9 protein-coding genes and 1 tRNA gene are annotated in these 18642 nt (G+C 72.3%); 7 read left to right on the forward strand and 3 right to left on the reverse strand.

Annotated features, from left to right (window positions below; all coding sequences use genetic code 11):
• The first annotated feature begins 711 nt into the window (after window positions 1-711).
• The 4 genes from BLR49_RS10020 (at window position 712) to BLR49_RS10035 (ending at window position 7045) form a co-directional block, all read left to right on the forward strand.
• The gene (locus tag BLR49_RS10020) at window positions 712-4269 is read left to right on the forward strand and encodes a S8 family serine peptidase (RefSeq protein ID WP_245690601.1); all 3558 of its coding nucleotides are present in this window, start codon (window positions 712-714) and stop codon (window positions 4267-4269) included.
• Between the two features lie 162 nt (window positions 4270-4431).
• A tRNA-Arg gene (locus BLR49_RS10025) sits at window positions 4432-4504 on the forward strand.
• A gap of 198 nt (window positions 4505-4702) precedes the next feature.
• On the forward strand, window positions 4703-5434 hold the full coding sequence (gene aqpZ, locus BLR49_RS10030; protein WP_092537227.1) for an aquaporin Z: 732 nt from the start codon (window positions 4703-4705) through the stop codon (window positions 5432-5434).
• Window positions 5435-5599: 165 nt separating this feature from the next.
• Window positions 5600-7045 (forward strand): GuaB1 family IMP dehydrogenase-related protein, encoded by a 1446-nt coding sequence (locus BLR49_RS10035; protein WP_092537229.1) that lies wholly within the window; start codon window positions 5600-5602, stop codon window positions 7043-7045.
• A 130-nt stretch (window positions 7046-7175) separates the two neighbouring features.
• Here BLR49_RS10035 and BLR49_RS10040 read toward each other — a convergent pair whose 3' ends face one another.
• The 3 genes from BLR49_RS10040 to BLR49_RS10050 form a co-directional block, all read right to left on the reverse strand.
• Window positions 7176-8408, reverse strand: coding sequence for a PLP-dependent transferase (locus BLR49_RS10040; protein ID WP_092537231.1), 1233 nt, complete (start codon window positions 8406-8408; stop codon window positions 7176-7178).
• Window positions 8409-8520: 112 nt separating this feature from the next.
• Window positions 8521-9831, reverse strand: a complete 1311-nt coding sequence (locus tag BLR49_RS10045) for a MalY/PatB family protein (protein ID WP_092537233.1) — start codon at window positions 9829-9831, stop codon at window positions 8521-8523.
• 556 nt (window positions 9832-10387) lie between these two features.
• Window positions 10388-11206, reverse strand: a complete 819-nt coding sequence (locus BLR49_RS10050; RefSeq protein WP_092537235.1) for a TetR/AcrR family transcriptional regulator — start codon at window positions 11204-11206, stop codon at window positions 10388-10390.
• Window positions 11207-11411: 205 nt separating this feature from the next.
• On the opposite strand from BLR49_RS10050, the gene BLR49_RS10055 reads away from it, so the two are divergent.
• The 3 genes from BLR49_RS10055 (at window position 11412) to BLR49_RS10065 (ending at window position 18256) form a co-directional block, all read left to right on the forward strand.
• On the forward strand, window positions 11412-14321 hold the full coding sequence (locus BLR49_RS10055; protein ID WP_092537237.1) for a YhgE/Pip domain-containing protein: 2910 nt from the start codon (window positions 11412-11414) through the stop codon (window positions 14319-14321).
• Between the two features lie 219 nt (window positions 14322-14540).
• Window positions 14541-16493 carry an ABC transporter transmembrane domain-containing protein gene (locus tag BLR49_RS10060; RefSeq protein ID WP_092537239.1) on the forward strand — a complete coding sequence of 651 codons (1953 nt, stop codon included), beginning with the start codon at window positions 14541-14543 and terminating at the stop codon, window positions 16491-16493.
• The gene (locus BLR49_RS10065) at window positions 16493-18256 is read left to right on the forward strand and encodes an ABC transporter ATP-binding protein (protein ID WP_092537241.1); all 1764 of its coding nucleotides are present in this window, start codon (window positions 16493-16495) and stop codon (window positions 18254-18256) included. The genes BLR49_RS10060 and BLR49_RS10065 overlap by 1 nt, the downstream gene beginning before the upstream one ends.
• Window positions 18257-18642 lie beyond the last annotated feature (386 nt).

The following is an 18642-nucleotide window of genomic DNA, read 5'->3' on the forward strand; positions in this document are numbered from 1 at the left end:
AACGACTGCGTCCCGCGTCCTCGCTCCGGGGATCCCGGGAGCAAATTGTCTGAGATCGGCACAAACGCCGGAGCCGGTGGGGCGTCTGGTCAGTGAAACCGCATGATTTCAACGATCTTCGGGGCTGATTTCGGTGCTCCGGGCACGTTTGTGCCGATCTGCGACATTCTGCGGCCGCGACGCCTGTCATGCGCCCTCGACGGCGGACCCGCGTGCCCGACGGCGGGCCGCCCCTGGCGTCAATCGGGTTGTGAGGCTACCGGCTGCCATATCCGGCTCTTCGTGTTTGGGGGTGTGGCGGGCTGATGGGCGGCGGTTGGCCGGGTGAGGCTCTTGGTGCGTGTGCCCGGGGGTGCGGTGCGCAGTGGCCAGGCTCGGGGCTGGCGGGGTCGTTGTCGGCAGGCCGGCACCTGCCGAGCGCGACCTCCCACGCCCGAGCGCTACCACCGCGTCACAGCCCCGCCCCGAACCGCCGCACCCACAAACACGAACAGCCCCATATCTACCGATCTGGGCACGTAACTTCTGCCGATCTCGGCGAAGGGGGGCGCGGGTGGGCCGGAGCGTGCGGACGCGATTGTGATGTGATCCACGTCCCGCTTCGCAGGTTAAGTCTTCACCAACAGAGTCTCGATTGGATAACGTGGCGTCTGGAGCCTACTGCTCTGGTTCCGAAACGCGTTCGCGCTCCCGACACCAGGAAGAAGAACAGTGCGCCACCGCCACCGATCCGTACGCCCTGAACAACAGATCCGCCGCCCGCTGGCCGCTGCCGCAGCTGCCCTCACCGCCGTGGCCCTGCTCGCCCCGGCGGCCGCTGCGCCCGCCGACACCGACACCCCGGCCGCCGCCTCCGCGATCCCGTCCGTCCCTGACACCGACGCCGTCGCGAGCACCAAGATCACCCGTGACATCACCCTGCCGGACGGGTCCGACGCCGAGGCCATCGAGAACCGCTGGTTCGTCGAGCTCGCCTCGCCCGCCGTCGCCGACGGCGGGGACGCGGCCACCGTCGCCGCCGAGCAGGACCAGCTGGCCGCCGCCATCCGCGACGCGGGCATCGACGCCGAGGTCACCACCGCATACGGGGACCTGTGGAACGGCGTCGCCCTTGCGGTTGACGACTCCGCCATCGAGTCCCTGGCCGAGCTGGACGAGGTGGTCTCCATCCAGCCCGTCGTCCGCATCCCACAGCCCGCTGAGGAGGCCTCCGCCGACTCACGCACCGATGCCGAGCAGGCCGAGGGGGTGCTCACCCCGCAGATGACCACGGCGCTGGATCTGACCGGCGCCGACCTCGCCCACTCCGAACTCGGCTACACGGGCGACGGCATCAAGATCGGCATCATCGACTCCGGCGTCGACTACGACCACGTCGAGTTCGGCGGCACCGGCACCGCCGGCACCGAGACCACCGAGGGCGACGGCTCCACCAGCTTCCCCAACGCCAAGGTCACGGCCGGCTATGACTTCGTCGGTGACGCCTACGGCGACCCGACCGTGGCCGCGCAGGACGCTCAGGCCGCCTTCAAGCCCGTACCGGACGCCTACCCGGACGACTGCTCCGGTCACGGCAGCCACGTCGCCGGTATCGCCGCCGCCCAGGGGACGGCCGGCACCGCGGAGATCACCGGCGTCGCCCCCGACGCCGAGATCGGCGCCTACCGGGTCTTCGGCTGCCAGGGCAGCTCCAACGCCGAGGTCATGGCCGCCGCCATGCAGCAGGCCGCCGCCGACGGCATGGACGTCATCAACCTGTCCGTCAGCGCCGACTACATGGTCGTCACGGGCTATCCCATCACCGCCTCCGCCGAGTCCCTCGCCGCCCAGGGCGTCATCATCACCGCCTCCCAGGGCAACGCCGGCGAATCCGGAGTCTGGACCCTGGGCGCCCCCGCCGCCGCCACGCACGTGCTGGCCGCCGGCAGCGTCGACAACACCATCGCGCTGAGCCACTACCTGACCGTCTCCTCCGCCGGCACCAGTGAGAAGTTCCTCTACGCCACCGCCGAGGGCGGCACCGCCTCCGTAACCCGCGACGACGACGCCCACTACCCGCTCATCGCCTCCGGGGATCCCGCGGCCGACGGCGGAGACGAGGCCGCCGACCCCTCCCTGCTGTGCCGGCCGGTCGACGCCGACGCCTTCGCCGGGAAGATCGTGCTGGTGCGCCGCGGCGGCTGCGACTTCTACACCAAGGCCGCCAATGCCCAGGCCGCCGGCGCGGTCGGCGTCGTCTTCGACAACTCCGCCCCCGGCCAGCTCGGCGTCACCCTGACCAGCAGCGACGGCGGCGTCATCTCCATCCCCGTCGTCGCCGTCGACCAGGCGTCCGGCGACGCCATCCGCGCCGCGCTGGCCGACGACTCCCAGCTGACCTTCGCCGAGGAACCCGCGGAGTTCAACATCGCCACCGGGGGGAAGGTCTCCGCCTTCAGCGCCTGGGGGCTGAACACCGACCTCGGCCTGAAGCCCGACGTCGTCGCCCCCGGCGGCTACATCTGGTCCACCTGGCCGCTGGAGGACGGCGGCTACCGCTCCGCCTCCGGCACCTCCATGGCCGCCCCCTACCTGGCCGGCTCGGTGGCCCTCATCCTGCAGGCGCACCCCGAGATTCGGGACGCCTCCGGCACCGGTCCGGTCGACGAGGTCGCCTGGCGGCTGCGCTCCACCGCCACCCCACTGGCCTGGTCGGGCGCCGACGACGCCGCGCTGCTCGAACCCGTCGCCCACCAGGGCGCCGGCCTGATCGACGTCGACGCCGCCATCGGCGCCACCACCTCCGTCAGCGCCTCCGTGCTAAACCTCGGCGAGTCCGAGCACTACCCGGACGGCAACACGCAGGAGGTCACCCTGACCAACCGGGCCTCCCGGCCCGTCACCTACTCCCTGTCGCACGCCGACGCCGTCACCGTCACCGGAGCCGCCTCGGCGCCCGAGCAGGGGACCTCCACGCCGGCCGCCGTCTCCAGCGACGGCACCACCATCACCGTGCCGGCGGGTGGCTCGGAGACCCTCACGGTCACCATCACCGCGCCTGCAGACGCCGCCGACGGCGACCTCTACGGCGGCTGGCTGGTGCTGACCCCCGACGGCGGCGGGGACGCGGTTCGCATCCCGTACGCGGGGGTGGCCGGCAACCTCGCCGCCGCGCAGGTCTTCGGCGACGCCACCGCCGTCGTCGACCTGGACGGGAAGGCCGTGAACACCGGCCGGTACGTGTTCGGCGACTCCACCCGCACCAGCGAGGGCGCCTACGAGGACCTGCCGGCGGTGCTCATCGAGCCGCTGATCCCCTACCGCGGCGCCGTCCTGGAGGTCTCGCGGGTCTACAACGACGGCACCGTCAGCTACCTGGGTCCGGCCGCCTACGACACCGAATGGCGCGTGCGCGGCCAGAACCCCGCCTTCGTGTGGTCCGGCGGCTACTACGACGCCGACGGCGCCATCCAGCAGGCGCCCACCGGTGACTACCAGCTGACCGTGCGGGTGTGCCCGGTCGGTGGCGACGGCACGGAGGCGACCGACTGGGCCACCTGGACCTCCCCGGAGATCGCCATCGACTGGAAGACCGACGGCTACCTGCCCCAGTCCGCCTTGACGGCGGTCTCGCCCGACGGGGCCGGCGTGGACGACAACATCTTCACCACCGTCGTCGCCGAGTCTGCCGAGGCCGGCTACGTGCTCGACCTCGGGGCCACCCATGACATGACCAAGTTCCACTACACCCCCGACCAGAGCGCCGGCGCCGCGCACGCCACGGGGATGACCGTGTACGTGTCCGCAGACGGGGAGAACTGGGAGTCGGTCGGCACGACGGAGATCGACGCCACCCGGTGGGCGCCCACGATCCTGGAGCTCGACCAGGCGGTGCGCGGGCGCTACGTGCGCTTCGACCTGACCAATGCCCGGTCGGGTGAGACCAGCGGCGTCAGCGCCGCCGAACTGCGCGTCGCCGGCGAGCAGGTCGCCGACCCGACGCCGTCCCCGACCTCGGATCCGTCCGCGGAGCCCACCGCAGCACCCAGCGCCGACCAGCCGAGCGCGCCGACGGGGTCAATGGGCTCCGGGAGCGCCGAGGATGCGATCGGCTCCTCGGCGGAGGGCGGCGCCCACCAGGCCGCGGCCACGGCAGCGGCGGCATCCACCACGGTCACCGGTCAGGCGCTGGCGCGCACCGGCGCATACACCGCTCTGGGCCTGGTGGCGCTGGCGCTGGTGATCGTCGGTGTCGCGCTGCTGTGGCTGCGCCGCCATCACCGCGTGTGACGATCGCCCCGATGCGGCCGCGGGGGAGGCGCACGTCCTCCGGCCGCGGCCGCATCGGGGGCGCGGTCCCCGCTCGGGCTGAGGCTGTGCGAAGGCTCACGGGCTGAGGATTTGTGGGCCGCCGGTTCGCCGGGTAATGTTCCGGGTTGTCCGAACCGGATTGCGCCAGTAGCTCAATGGATAGAGCATCTGACTACGGATCAGAAGGTTGGGGGTTCGAGTCCCTTCTGGCGCACTGACGCCCCGTCATCGGCTGAATAGTCGGTGTTGCGGGGCGTTTTCCATGCCCACACGGGCATGCCGCTCGTCTCCGCGGTGGGCTGCTTGACGGCACCGTCGGCGGAGGCGCCGTCGGGAAGCCGCGCGCTCAGGATCCCTGCCCGGCTCCCGGCCCACCTACCTGAAATCACCTGCACAACAACGAAAGGTCCCCATGGCCCCCCTGTCCAAGCGCCTCGGCGCCGAGTTCCTCGGCACCTTCTGGCTCGTCTTCGCCGGCTGCGGCTCCGCCGTCCTCGCCGCCACCGCTCTGACCGACTCCGACTTCCCGGTCGGCATCGGCTACCTCGGCGTGGCCCTGGCCTTCGGCCTGGCCGTGACCACCATGGCCTACGCCGTCGGCGCCGTCTCCGGCGGCCACTTCAACCCCGCCGTCACCCTGGGACTGGCCGTCGCCGGCCGCTTCTCCTGGAAGGACGTCCTGCCCTACTGGTGCATCCAGGTCATCGCCGGCCTGGTGGGTGGCGGCGTCCTGTACGCCATCGCCTCCGGCACCGACAGCTTCGACGTGGCCGCCAACGGGTTCGCCGCCAACGGCTACGGCGAGCACTCCCCGCACGGTTACGGGCTGGCCGCCGGCTTCATCTGCGAGCTGGTCATGACCGCGATCTTCCTGATCGTCATCCTCGGCGCCACCGACTCCCGCGCCCCCAAGGGCTTCGCCCCGCTGGCCATTGGTGCGACGCTGACCCTCATCCTGCTGGTGTCCATCCCGGTCACCAACGCCTCGGTCAACCCGGCCCGCTCCATCGCCGTCGCCTTCGAGGCCGGCAACGGCGCCCCGGGCCAGCTGTGGCTGTTCATCGTCGCCCCGCTCCTGGGCGCCGCGATCGCCGGCTTCAGCTACGCCTTCCTGGTCGGCAAGGACCCCGAGCAGAACGCCTGAGTCCCGCCGCGTAGCGGCCCGGCCTCGGCCGGCCCACACGCGGAAGACGGCCCCTCACGACCCCGCCCCCGTCACCTACGGGGAGCCGGGCGTGAGGGGCCATGTGCTACCACCAGGACCACCAGGACCCTGTTGAGCCACCACTGTCCGCCGTAGGATTTCCAAGTGAGGTTCCTCAACGGCATGACGCCCACCTTCGACCTGACCTACGACGACGTATTCATGGTCCCCTCCCGCTCCGCCGTGGGATCGCGCACGGGCGTGGACCTGGCCACCGACGACGCCAGCGGCACCACCATCCCCCTCGTGGTGTCCAACATGACCGCCGTCGCCGGCAAGCGCATGGCGGAGACCGTCGCCCGTCGCGGCGGCCTTGCCATCATTCCGCAGGACATCCCCTCCGACGTCGTCATCGACACGGTCGCCCGGGTGAAGGCCTGCCACCTCGTCTACGACACCCCGGTCACGGTCAAGCCGCACCACACCTGCGGCTACACCCTCGGCCTGATCACCAAGCGCGCCCACGGTGCCGCCGTCGTCGTCGACGCCGACACCAACGCGCCCATCGGCATGGTGAACACCGCGGACGTGTCCGGCGTAGACCGCTTCACCCAGGTGCGGCGGGTGATGAGCGCCGAGCTGGTCACCCTGCCGGAGGGCATTGACCCGCGCGAGGCCTTCGACCGGCTGCGGGCCGTGCGCCGCACGCTGGCGCCGGTGGTGGGTGCCGACGGCGGCCTGGTCGGCCTGCTCACCCGCTCCGGGGCCGTGCGCTCCACCATCTACCGGCCCGCCGTCGACGCCGCCGGCCGGCTGCGCGTGGGCGCCGCCATCGGCATGCACGGCGATCCGGCCGGCCGGGCGGCCGGGCTCGTGCGGGCCGGGGTGGACGTGATCGTCGTCGACACCGCCCACGGGCACCAGGACCGCATGGTGGAGGTGGTCGGGGCCGTGCGCTCCGCCCTGCCCGACGGCTTCCCGATTGTCGCCGGGAATGTGGTCACGGCCGCGGGCGTGCGCGACCTGGTACAGGCCGGCGCCTCCATCGTGAAGGTGGGGGTGGGGCCGGGCGCCATGTGCACCACCCGCATGCAGACCGGCGTCGGCCGCCCCCAGTTCTCCGCCGTCCTGGAGTGCAGCCGGGAGGCGGAGCGCCTGGGCGCGCACGTGTGGGCCGACGGCGGGGTGCGTCACCCGCGCGACGTCGCCCTGGCGCTCGCGGCGGGCGCCTCCAACGTGATGATCGGCTCCTGGTTCGCCGGCACCTACGAGTCCCCGGGCGACATCCAGTACGACGCCGACGGCCGCGCCTACAAGGAGAGCTTCGGCATGGCGTCGGCGCGGGCGGTGGCGGACCGCACCGAGGGGGAGGACGCCTTCGACCGCGCCCGCAAGGCCCTGTTCGAGGAGGGCATCAGCGCCGGGCGCATGTACCTCAGCCCCGAGCGGCCCGGCGTGGAGGACCTGATCGACTCCATCGTGGCGGGCGTGCGCAGCTCCTTCACCTACGCCGGTGCGGGCTCGATCTCGGAGTTCCGCGAGCGGGCGATCGTCGGCATCCAGTCCGCCTCCGGCTACCGCGAGGGCGCCCCGGTGCCGGTGAGCTGGTAGCCCTGCTCCCTCCCCGGCCCCGTACGGTGAACGCCGCCCCGCCCGCCGCCCCCGCCCGCCGAGATCGGTAGAAGTTACGTGCTGAGATCGGTAGAAATGGCGGCGGACCCGGACGGGTCCGCATCACCGCTCACGCCGTGGTGTCCGCCCGCTCCAGCGCCTGGTCCAGGTCGGCGACCAGATCCTCGGCGTCCTCGATGCCCACGCTCAGCCGCAGCAGCTGGTCACTCAGCCCGTAGGCGGCGCGGGTGGTGGGCGGCACGTCCGCATGCGTCTGCACGCTCGGACACGTCACCAGCGACTCCACCCCGCCCAGCGACTCGGCGAAGGTGAACACTCCCACCGTCCCCAAGAAGGCCGCCACGTCGACGCCGTCGGCCGGCTCGAAGGACACCATGCCCGAGCGCCCCGGATACAGCACCCGCGTAACCCGTGCGTCGGCGCGTAGAAACTCGACTATCCTCCGGGCGTTGGCCTCATGCCGCTCCATCCGCAGCGACAGCGTCTTCAGCCCGCGCAGCAGCAGGAACGCGTCGAAGGGGCCCAGCGTCGCACCGGTGGTGTTCAGCTGGTACTGGAGCCGCTCGCCCAGAGCCGGATCGGCGACGACGACGGCGCCCGCCATCACGTCGTTGTGCCCGGCCAGGTACTTGGTGGCCGAGTAGACGGCCACGTCCGCCCCCAGCTCCAGCGGCCGGCAGATCACCGGCGTGTAGAAGGTGTTGTCGACCGCCAGCAGCGCGCCGCCCGCGTGTGCCCAGTCGGCCACCCGCGCAATGTCCAGCTGCGTCATCATCGGGTTGGTGGGGGACTCGACGAGCACCAGGGCGGCGGGGCGGCGCAGCGCCTCACGCAGGCCCGCCTCGCCGACGACGAAGTCCACCGTGTAGGCGCCGTCGTCGGCCAAGCACTTCAAGTACCGGTAGGTGCCGCCGTACAGGTCCTCCAGGGCGACGATCCGCGATCCGTACGGCGCCAGCGCCGTGACCGCCAACTGCACCGCCGCCATCCCGGAGGCCAGGGCGAATCCGGCCGTGCCGCCGTCGAGCCGGGCCAGGGAGTCCTGGAGCACGTCGCGGGTGGGGGAGGCGGTCCGCGTGTAGTCGTAGCCGGTGGAGGCCCCCAGCCCTGGGTGCCCGAAGGCCGTCGACAGGTGGATCGGCGTCGTAATGGCGCCCGTGGCGGGGTCGGTGCCGGTGCCCACATGCGCCAGGACGGTGTCGAGCCGCCAGGGGGTGGGGGAGGCCGTCCAGGTGGGGTGGTGCTGGAGCGGCGCGGTGCGACACCCGGGATGATCGACGGCGGGGGCGACGACGGCCTCGGGGGAGGGCGCGGGGCCGACGACGGATTCGGTAATGCTCATGAGTGCTTTCTGGCTGTATATGGGTGATGACCGGTTTGGATGCGTTGCTCGTGCCGGTCTCAGCGAGCCTTTTCGACCGATTTCGGTGCGTAACTTCTACCGATCTCGATGGTTATAACGACCGATCTCGGTGAGTGGGGGCGGCGGGGCGGGTGAGCCGGGAGTGGACGGCGATCTCCAGACGATCCAGTGCCTCGTCCAGGGTGGCCCGCGGGCAGGCGATGTTCAGCCGGGTGAAGCCCGCGCCGCCGGTGCCGAACAGGGCGCCGTCGTCGAGCCACAGGCCGGCCTCGCCGGTGATGAAGTCGTCCAGCTCCGCTGCGGTCAGGCCCGCGCTCTCCAGCAGCCCGGAGCAGTCCAGCCACAGCAGGTAGGTGCCCTCGCAGGGGGAGACCTCGATGCCGGGCACCCGCTCCAGGCGGCGGACGAGGTGGCGGCGCGTGTACTCGATATGGCGGCGCAGGGCGTCCAGCCAGGCGTCGCCGGACTTGTAGGCGGCCTGGCAGGCCGTCAGCCCCAGCACGTTGGGCTGGGAGTATCCGGCGGCGCCGAGGGCGTTGCGGAAGCGGGCGCGCAGGTCGGGGCCGGCAATGAGGATATTGGCCACCTGCAGCCCGGCCAGGTTGAAGGACTTCGACGGCGAGGTGCAGGTGACGGTGCGGGCGGCGGCGTCGGCGGACAGCGAGGCGAAGGGCGTGGTGCGGCGCCCGGGCAGGGCCAGGTCCGCGTGCACCTCGTCGGAGACCACCAGCACGTCGTGGCGGGCGGCCACCTCGGCCAGCTCCTTCAACTCGGCACGGCTCCACACCCGCCCGACCGGGTTGTGCGGATTGCACAGGAGCAGCAGGCGGGCGCCGGTAGCGGTCAGCACAGCCTCCAGGGCACCCAGGTCGCGCCGGTAGACGCCGTCGCCGCCGCGCACCAGCGGGGCGGGGGCGACCACGCGCCCCTGCTGCTCGACCACCTCCCGGAACGGGTAGTAGACGGGCTCCTCAATGACGACGGCGTCGCCCGGCTCGGTCAGGGCGCGCACCGCCGTCGCCAGTGCGGGCACGACCCCGGGGGTGATGACGTTCCACGCCGGGTCGATGCGCCAGTCGTAGCGGCGGGCGAACCAGGCGGCCAGCGTGGCGTCGTAGGCGGCGTCGGGCTCGGTGTAGCCGAAGATGCCGTGCCGCACCCGCCACAGCAGGGCGTTGATGACGCAGGGGGCGGTGGCGTGGTCCATGTCCGCCACCCACAGTGGCAGGGCGGTGGTGGGGCGGCCGCGGCTGGCGGCGCAGTCCCACTTGAGGCTGGCGGTGCCGGTGCGATCGTGGACGACGTCGAAGGGGGAGCTGGAGGCGGTCGGGGCGGCTAGGGGCGCGGTGGGCTCCGCTGCGGCGTCGAAGTCCTGGAGCCCGGTGGGGACGAAGGTGGTCATGATGCTTCCTATAAGGCCTGGGCCGCCATATCAACCGATCTCGGCACGTGATTTCTACCGATCTCGGCGAGGCGGGTGCACGTCGTGGCGGCGAGGATGATTAACGGGAGGTTTGAACGCGGGCCGCACGGATCGGGCGGCAGCGGAGTACGACGAGCGCCTTTGGAATACCGGGCAACTCGGACTCTGACCGTTATCTTGAAACAGCGACGGCTGGCGCTGTCAGCGCATCTGCATTCGACGCATGCTTTCGGCGCGCACCATCAGGGCACGGGTCGTGGGCGTCGAAGCGATCATGGGGCGAGGCTAGCGTCACCGGCGCCGGACCTGTCAAGGCTTGCCGGGATGCGGACTTCCAGCGGGGTTGGATTCCGTGGCGTGGCGGTGGCTCGCGTGGGGTCTGTCGGAGCGTCTACTACGCCACTTCACCGTTGGGTACGCCGGTTAGGGGTCTACTGAATGGCTCGTAGGCCTTCAGCAGACCCCTAACCGGCGTAGTAGACCTCTATGTGGCGTAGCAAACGAGCGGGCCGACTACGGCCGCACGCCCACGGCGTCATTCATCCAGGCCGCGCGGCTGCGGAACCGGCGTCGACAGGCGGGCCAGCAGGGTAGGCAGGGTGCGGCCCAGGAAGGCGGTCAGGTCGGAGCTGTCCGCGGCCCCGGCGCCCGCTACGTCCACGGTGTCAAGGTCGCCGTTCGCCGCGGCGGCGTCGAGCGCCATGCGCATGGAGCGAACGGCGGTGGCGAGAATGAGCTCGGTGGTGTCCTCGGGGCTGAGCAGGCACTCGCGGCCGATCGACGCCAGCCCCTCGACGAGCACTCCGACCAGATGCTGCTTGAAGGCGGCATAGCTCTCGCGCAGGGGGGAGGCCCCGGCGTTGGCATCCTCGGTGCGCGCGATGTAGGCGGCGAACTCGTGCTGCAGCAGGAAAACCTCGCGCGAGATCGGCATCGCCCCGAGCAGTCGGGAGGCCAGCTCCGCCAACCCGGCGGTGAGCTCGGCGTCGGTCTCCGGGGCGGGCCTGTCGGGATCGCCCGGCATCGCCCCGGCCACGGAGCCGTCCACGAAGGCGATGATCGAGTCCCACTGCTCCTCGGCCAGGCGCTGCACGAAGTGGTCCATGTCGGTGAAGTTGGAGTAGAAGGCCCCACGGGTGAAGCCGGCCCGGGAGCAGATGTCGCCCACGGAGGTGCCGCCGATGCCCTTGTCCGCGATCAGCTCGCGGCCGGCGGCCAGCAGCAGCGCCTGCGTCTGGGCGCGCCGCTCGGAGGGGGCGACGCCGATCAGCCGCCGCACCGCCGCCCGGCGGGCCGACAGGCGCGCGCCGGCCGCCTCAATGAAGTCCTCCGCCTGTTCCCTACTCGTGCTCATGTCCGGCTCATCATGTCATTTCGCGCCGTCCTGTGTCATTCGCGACATTAGTGGCTACGGCGTTGAGAGTGTTTTCGGCTTCCCCCCGGGATTTCTTGCTCCGGCGCCCGGCGCCCTGCCAGGCTCACATGATACAGGTCTGTATTGAAGGCGTCGATACACCTGTGTATCGTCGGTCGGCGGAACTCAGGGAAGGCAGCTCAAGATGAAGAAGCTCAGTGGCTCGCGCATCGCAAACCTGATCGTGGTGCTCGCGGTATCGATCGTCCCGCTGCTGTACGCCGGCCTGCTGACGCTCGCGTACCAGAACCCCACCAACCGGCTGTACGACATCAAGGCCGCCGTCGTCAACGAGGACGCCGCCTACACGGCCACCCTCGCCGACGGGCAGACCGAGACCTTCAACCTCGGCGCCGACCTCACCGAGGCGCTGACCCATCCCAGCGGCGATGAGAATGTCGGCTTCACCTGGGAGCAGATGGACGCCGCCACCGCACAGGCGGACATGAACACCCAGAAGGTCCGCGCCATCCTCTACATCCCGGCCGACTTCTCCCAGATCGCCTCCCGCGTCGGCTCCGAGGACCCCTCCGACGCCGTCACCCAGGAGCTCAAGCTCGTCACCGACGACGGCATCAACTACCTGGCCGGCACGATGGCCGCCACCGTCGCCTCCGAGCTGTCCAACCGCCTGGAGCAGCAGGGCGCGGAACGCGTGCTGTCCACCCTGCTGCTGAGCGTGTCCACCATCCGCGACGGGCTCGTTGAGGCCTCCGACGGCGCCACCGCCCTGGCCGCGGGCGCAGCCACCCTCGAGTCCGGCACCACCGACGCCGCCGACGGCGCCGCACAGCTGGCCGACGGCGCCACCACCCTCACGGTCGGCATGCGCGAGCTGGCCTCCGGCGCCGTCACCCTCTCCGACGGGCTGACCACCCTCGCCTCCTCCACCTCCACCGCCGCTACCGGCTCCCAGCAGCTGGCCGACGGCGTGGCGCGCCTGGCCACCGGCACGTCCTCCGCCGCCTCCGGTGCGGACGCCCTCGCCACGGGCGCCACCAGCCTGGCCGACGGCGCCTCCACGCTGGCCTCGGGAGCCGCCACGGTCGACTCCGGCGCCCAGCGGGTGTCCACCGGCGCGGCCTCGGCGGCCTCCGGTGCGAGCACGCTGGCATCGGGAGCATCAGGCGTGTCCACGGGCGCGTCCGACCTGTCCTCCGGCGTGACCGGCTACGTGAACGGCGTCGAGCAGGCCTACACGACCCTCACCAACCAGATCGACCCCGGTGCCCAGCAGGTGTCGGAGGGGCTGGACGCAATGTCCACGAGCATCGGCTCTTCCACCGACTCCTACAGCGGCGGGCAGCAGACGCTGTACGGGGCCGCGAATGACCTGGCGTCGGGCGCCGCGGCGGAGGTCGTCGGGATCGGCTCCGCGACCGACTCGGCCGCGGCCGGCCAGCAGACCCTGTACGGGGCGGTCAACGACTACACCAGCGGCGTGGCCACCGCGCAGGCGGGCGCCGGGCAGGTGGCCGCCGCGCTCACCGGCGCCTACCAGCAGTGCGTGACCGACCACGGCGAGACGGACGCGACCTGCCAGGCCATCGCCCAGGCGGCCGGCGGCCTGGGCACCACCGAGGACACCGCCCAGACCGGCACCGTGCTGGGCGGGCTGAACGCGCTGGCCGCATCCAGTGCGAGCGTCGTCGGCGCGGTCGGCCAGGTGGCCACCGGGGCCGACCGGCTCTCCTCCGGCGCCACCCAGCTGCAGAGCTCCGTCGGCGCCGCCGCCTCGGGGGCTGAGCAGCTCTCCTCCGGCGCCACCGCCCTGTCCAGGGGCCTCGGTTCGACCGGTGATGTCTACGACGCCGCCACCGGCAGCGGTGCCACTCTCACCGGGGTGCTGGCCACCCTGTCCTCCGAAGGCGCCGCGCTGACCTCCGGCGCCGCCACCGTGAGCAGCGGCGCGGCGCAGCTCGCCACCGGCTCCTCCGACCTGTCCGCCGGCCTGAACACCCTGTCGGACGGGGCGACGAGCCTCTCCGCGGGAACCTCGCAGCTGGCCACCGGCGCCGACTCCGTAAACTCCGGCGCCCAGCGCCTGTCCGCCGGGGCCGGCACCCTGGCAGGTGGCCTGGGGACGCTGGCCTCCGGCTCCGCCACGGCCGCCACCTCCTCCCAGAGCCTCGCCGACGGCCTGGGCCGTCTGGCCGACGGCGCGAGCACCGCCTCCACCGGTGCCGACACCCTGGCCGCCGACCTGGGAACCGCCTCCTCCGGTTCCAGCACGCTGGCAGAAGGCGCCACCACCCTCAGCGACGGCCTGACCCGGCTCCAGGAGGGCTCCACCACCCTGGCGGACGGTGCCGACACCCTCGCCTCCGGCCTGGAAGACGGCGTCGAGCGCATTCCCAACTACACCGCGTCCCAGCGGCGGACCATGACGGACGTCGCCGCGGACGCCGCCGATGTGGACGCGGTCCGCGAGCACGCGGTCGCCAACAATGGCGCCGGCTTCACGCCGATGTTCATGAGCCTGGCCCTGTGGGTCGGCGCCATCGCCCTGTTCCTGGTGCTGCCGGCCCTGGACAAGCGCGACCACGGCGAGCGCTGGTACGCCTCGGCCATCCGGCCCGCCGTCACGGCCGCCCTGCTCGCCGTCGCCCAGGCCGTGGTCATGATGGTCGCGGTCAACGCCGCCGGGGAGATCCACGCCGCCAACCTGGTGGGCCTGTGCGCCATGGCGATAGCCGCCTCGCTGACCTTCGTGGCCGTCAACCAGGCCTGCGTGGCCACGCTAGCCTTTCGCGGCCGCTTCGTGTCCATCATTCTGCTGAGCCTGCAGATCACCTCCATGGGCGCGAGCTTCCCGATCGAGACCACGCCGCGTTTCTTCCAGTGGGTTCACCCCTACCTGCCGATGAGCTACACCCAGCTCGCCTTCCGGCGGCTGATCGCCGGCGGCGGCGTGGACGGGATCTACTTGAAGACCCTGGCCGTGCTGGCCATCTGGGCGCTGATCGCCTGGGCCTTCATCCTGCTGGGCGCCCGCCTGCGCCGCGGGCCCAGACCGCTGCCCGCCGACAACGCCCTCGCGCCCACCGCGGCGTAAGAGGCGCTCCGGCCGGGTTCGCAGCCCCGGCGCGTGCGGCCGGGGTCCAAGACACCCCAATTCGCTCTGATGCGAGCTTTTGTACCCTGGTGTGCGTCAATTTGCCATACAGCAGGGCACAAAAGCTCGTAGTAGGCGCGTAGCCCGTGACCGCGGTGCGGGTGACCGCGGTCGGGGCGAGGACGTCCCTAGCCACTCCCGCACGTAGGCTTGGGGATCGTGCCGATCCCCGTCACTCGCGCCCCGCGGCGCTGGCCCGCCTTCCTGTCGGTGCAGACGACGCCGCCTCCCGACCTGCCCACCACGGCGGGTGGACTGCTGCGCGCCCTGACCCGCATGAGCGTGCCCGCCATCGCCTGCGGCGTGGTGGTGTCCGCCGTCGCCTACCTCGCCCAGGCGCTGATCCCGCTGGCGCTGGGCGACCTGCTCGACGCCGGCCTGGAGGCGGGATTGACCGCCCGCCTGCTGCCCGGCCTGCTCGCCCTGGCGGGCCTGGGCCTGCTCGGCTCGCTGGCCGCCGGCCTCGAGGACGCCACCGGCATGGGCGCCTGGGCCAGCGCCTGGAAGCCCGCCATGCGCGGCGCCGCCCACCGGCTGGGCCTGCGCTCGCGGGCCGTCACCCGCCAGATCGCCAGCGGCGACGTCGTGGCCACCATTGACGCCGATACCGACAACATCGGCGCCCTGATGTACTTCGTCGTCAACGTCATCGGCGCATTGATCAGCGTGGTGGCGGTCGGCGTGCTCATGCTGCGCGCCTCGACCGCCCTGGGGCTGTTGGTGCTGATCGGTCTGCCGATCGTGCTGGCGCTGGTGGGTGCCTTCGTCCGGCCGCTGAACCGGCGCCTGTCCGCGCAGCGCGAGGAGCAGGGCCGCCTGTCCACCATCACCACCGACGCCGTGGCCGGACTGCGCGTCCTGCGCGGGATCGGCGGGGAGGACGTCTACTCCGCCCGCTACACCGAGGCCTCACACCGGGTGCGCGACGCCGGCATCCGGGTCGCCTCCACCCAGGCGCTCCTGGCCACCGTCAAGGCCGGCGCCCCCATGGTCTTCACCGCCGTCGTCGTCGGCGCCGGTGCCCGGGCGGCCCTGGCCGGGGCCATCACCCCCGGCCAGCTGGTCACCTTCTACGGCTACACCACCTTCCTGGTCGGGCCCCTCGGGGTGATGGCCGAGCTCATCCAGTTCTCCACCCGCGCCTGGGTGGGGGCGCGCAAGGTGGCCCGCATCGAGGCCGTTGCGCCGCTCACGGACGACACCGGGGTCGTGCCCGGTGCGCGCCTGGACCCGGCCGGCGACCTGGTCGATCTCTCCTCCGGGGTGGTGCTGCGCGGCGGACGCATGACCGCCCTGGTCTGCGCCGACCCGGCCCGCGCCGCCGCCCTGGCCCAGCGCCTGGGCCGTGCCGACGACGCCGACGGCCCCGTCACGCTCGGCGGCACCGCTCTGCGCGCGGTGCCCCTGGAGGAGGTGCGCCGCACGATCGTCGTCTCCGGAGCCCACGCCGAGGCCTTCGCCGGGACGCTCGCCGAGGAGCTCCTCGGCGACGAGATCCCCCTGAGCGGCCCGCGCCAGACCGCCGAGGTGATCCGCTCCGGTGCCGTGGCCGGCGCCCACGGCGACGCCGGACCCGCCGCCGGCGGTGGGTCCGCGCCTCTGACCGCAGCCCAGCGGGAGCGCGCCGAGCACGCCCTCGCCGTCGCCGCGGCGGGCGACGCCCTCGACTCCCTGGGCGGCCTGGACGGTCAGCTCACCGAGAAGGCCCGCAACGTCTCCGGTGGACAGCGCCAGCGCCTGGCCCTGGCCCGCGCCGTCGCCCGCCGCGCCCCCGTACTGGTGCTCGTCGAGCCCACCAGCGCCCTGGACTCCCACACCGAGGACCTGGTGGCCCGGCGGCTGCGGGAGGATCGACGCGGGCTCACCACCGTCGTCGTCACCGCCTCCCCCCTGCTGCTGGGGCGCTGCGACGAGGTCGTGCTGCTCGCGCCCGTCGGGGCGGATGCGGAGCCGGACGGGGAGGCGGACGCCGCCGGCGCCGCTGCTTCAAACGGGACCACCATCCCGGCGGCGGATGTGCGCGAGCTCGCCCGCGGCACCAACCACGAACTGAGCGCGCTGGAGTCCTACCGGGCCGTCGTCGAGCGCGGCCTCGAAGCGGGAGGGAAGTGATGAACCAACGCCTTCCCGTGGCCGACGGCGCCGCCGTCCGCCGTCGCGCCGCCCGGCTGATCGCCGAGCACAAGGGGGCCGTCGCCGCGGTCACGGTCATTCAGCTGCTGGCCGCCCTGGCCTCGGTGGGTATCCCACGGGTGCTCGGCTCCATGGTCGACCTGGTGTCGGGCGCCCCGGGCGCGGACGCCGCCGGTCGGCTGCAGGGGCTGATCGCCGTCGTGATCGCCCTGGCGATCGGCAATGCCGCCCTGACCGGCTGCGGCGAGTACCTGGCGCGCGTATTGGGGGAGCGCGTCTTCGCCGAGCTGCGCGAGCGGCTGGTCGGCTCGGCCATGCACCTGCCGCTGTCCGTCGTGGAGTCCGCCGGCACCGGCGACCTGCTGGGGCGCACCAGCCGCGACCTGGAGTCCATTCGCAACGTGGTCCGGCGCGGCATCAGTCAGATCCTCGTCATCATGCTCACGCTGCTCACGATCGTGGTCGCGGCAGTGGTCACCTCCCCGCGGCTCAGCCCGGCGCTGATCGTGCCGATGCTGGCGGTTGCGCCGGTGCTCCGCTGGTACCTGCGGCATGCGGTGCCCGCCTACCGGGCCATGAACGCCATGTGGGCGGAGGTCGACGGCGTCATTGCCGAAACCGCCGATCAGGCCGCCACCGTGGACGCGCACGCGCTCGGGGCGCGCCGCAACCGCATCCTGGACCGCGCCATGATCGAGGTCTGGTCCACCGAGCAGTACACGCTGTGGCTGCGCATCGTCCTGATCACCGCCCTCGGGCTGGGCTCCTTCGCACCGGTGATCGCCGTCGTCGCCTGGGGCGCCTGGCTGGCCGGGCACGGCGCGGTCACCCTCGGCGCGATCACCACGGTGGCGCTTTACGCCGTCCAGCTGCGCACCCCCGTGTCCGAGGTGACCTTCTGGATCGACTCGCTGCAGTCGGCGGGTGCGGCCATGTCCCGCATCGTCGGCGTGGAACTGGTCCGGCCCGATCGGGAGCCCACCAGCGGGGCGGTCACGGGCCGGCCCCCGCGCGTGTGCGGCGTCTCCTACGCCTACCGACCGGGGCATGACGTGTTGCACGAGGTCGACCTGGAGCTGATTCCGGGGGAGCGGCTGGCCGTCGTCGGCCCGTCCGGCTCGGGCAAGTCCACGCTCGGCCGCATGCTGGCCGGCATTCACCCGCCCACGCGCGGGCGCGTGATTGTCGGCGACGGGGATGAGGGCGGCATCGACCTGACCGCACTCACGGAGGACGCCCTGCACCGCGAGGTCGCACTGGTGACCCAGGAGCACCACGTCTTCGCCTGCACCCTGGCCGACAATCTGCGGCTGGCGCGCACGGACGCCACCGACGCCGAACTGGAGCGCGCCCTGGAGGTAGTGGGCGCCGCCGACTGGGCGCGGGAACTGTCCGACGGGCTGGGCACGCTCGTGGGCGCCGGCGGGGTGCAGCTGACCCCGGGGCAGGCCCAGCAGGTGGCCCTGGCGCGCATCGTGCTGATGGATCCGGCCACGCTCGTGCTGGACGAGGCGACCAGTCTGCTCGACCCCGGCGTCGCCCGCTCCGCCGAGCGCTCGCTGGACGCGGTCCTGGCCGGGCGCACCGTGGTGGCCATCGCCCACCGGTTGGACACGGCCGCGGCCGCCGACCGGGTGGCGGTGGTGATCGGCGGGCGGATTGTGGAGCTGGGCCCGCACGCGGAGCTCCTGGCCGCCGGCGGGGAGTACACCCGCCTGTGGCAGGCCTGGACCAGCGATTGATCCCTGTCCCGCCACTCCCCGTCCCGCCCCTCCCTGTCCCGCCCCGCCCCTCCCCTCCCCGCGAGATCGGTAGAAGTTACGTGCCGAGATCGGCTGTTGTGGTGGTTGCTTCCTGGTTGTCCTGGTGGTGGTCGCCGACGTGCCGGCGGGCCGGGTACGTCCGGGGCGGTCGTGAACACGTGTTTGCGCCATGAACACGTGTTCTTGGAGGTTTGCATGGGTCCTACCCGTGTAAACCTCCAAGACTCGTGTCTTTGAGCCGAACTCGTGTTCCCGGGGCCAACTCGTGCGTTCGGCCCCCGCGGCAGGGACGACGCCTGCCCGGGCAAGGCGAGCGGGGCTGTGTCTCTTGGGCTGGTGCAGCCGCCGATGGTCGGTTGCTCGCG

The organism is Actinomyces ruminicola (genome assembly GCF_900103885.1).
GTDB lineage: Bacteria > Actinomycetota > Actinomycetes > Actinomycetales > Actinomycetaceae > Actinomyces > Actinomyces ruminicola.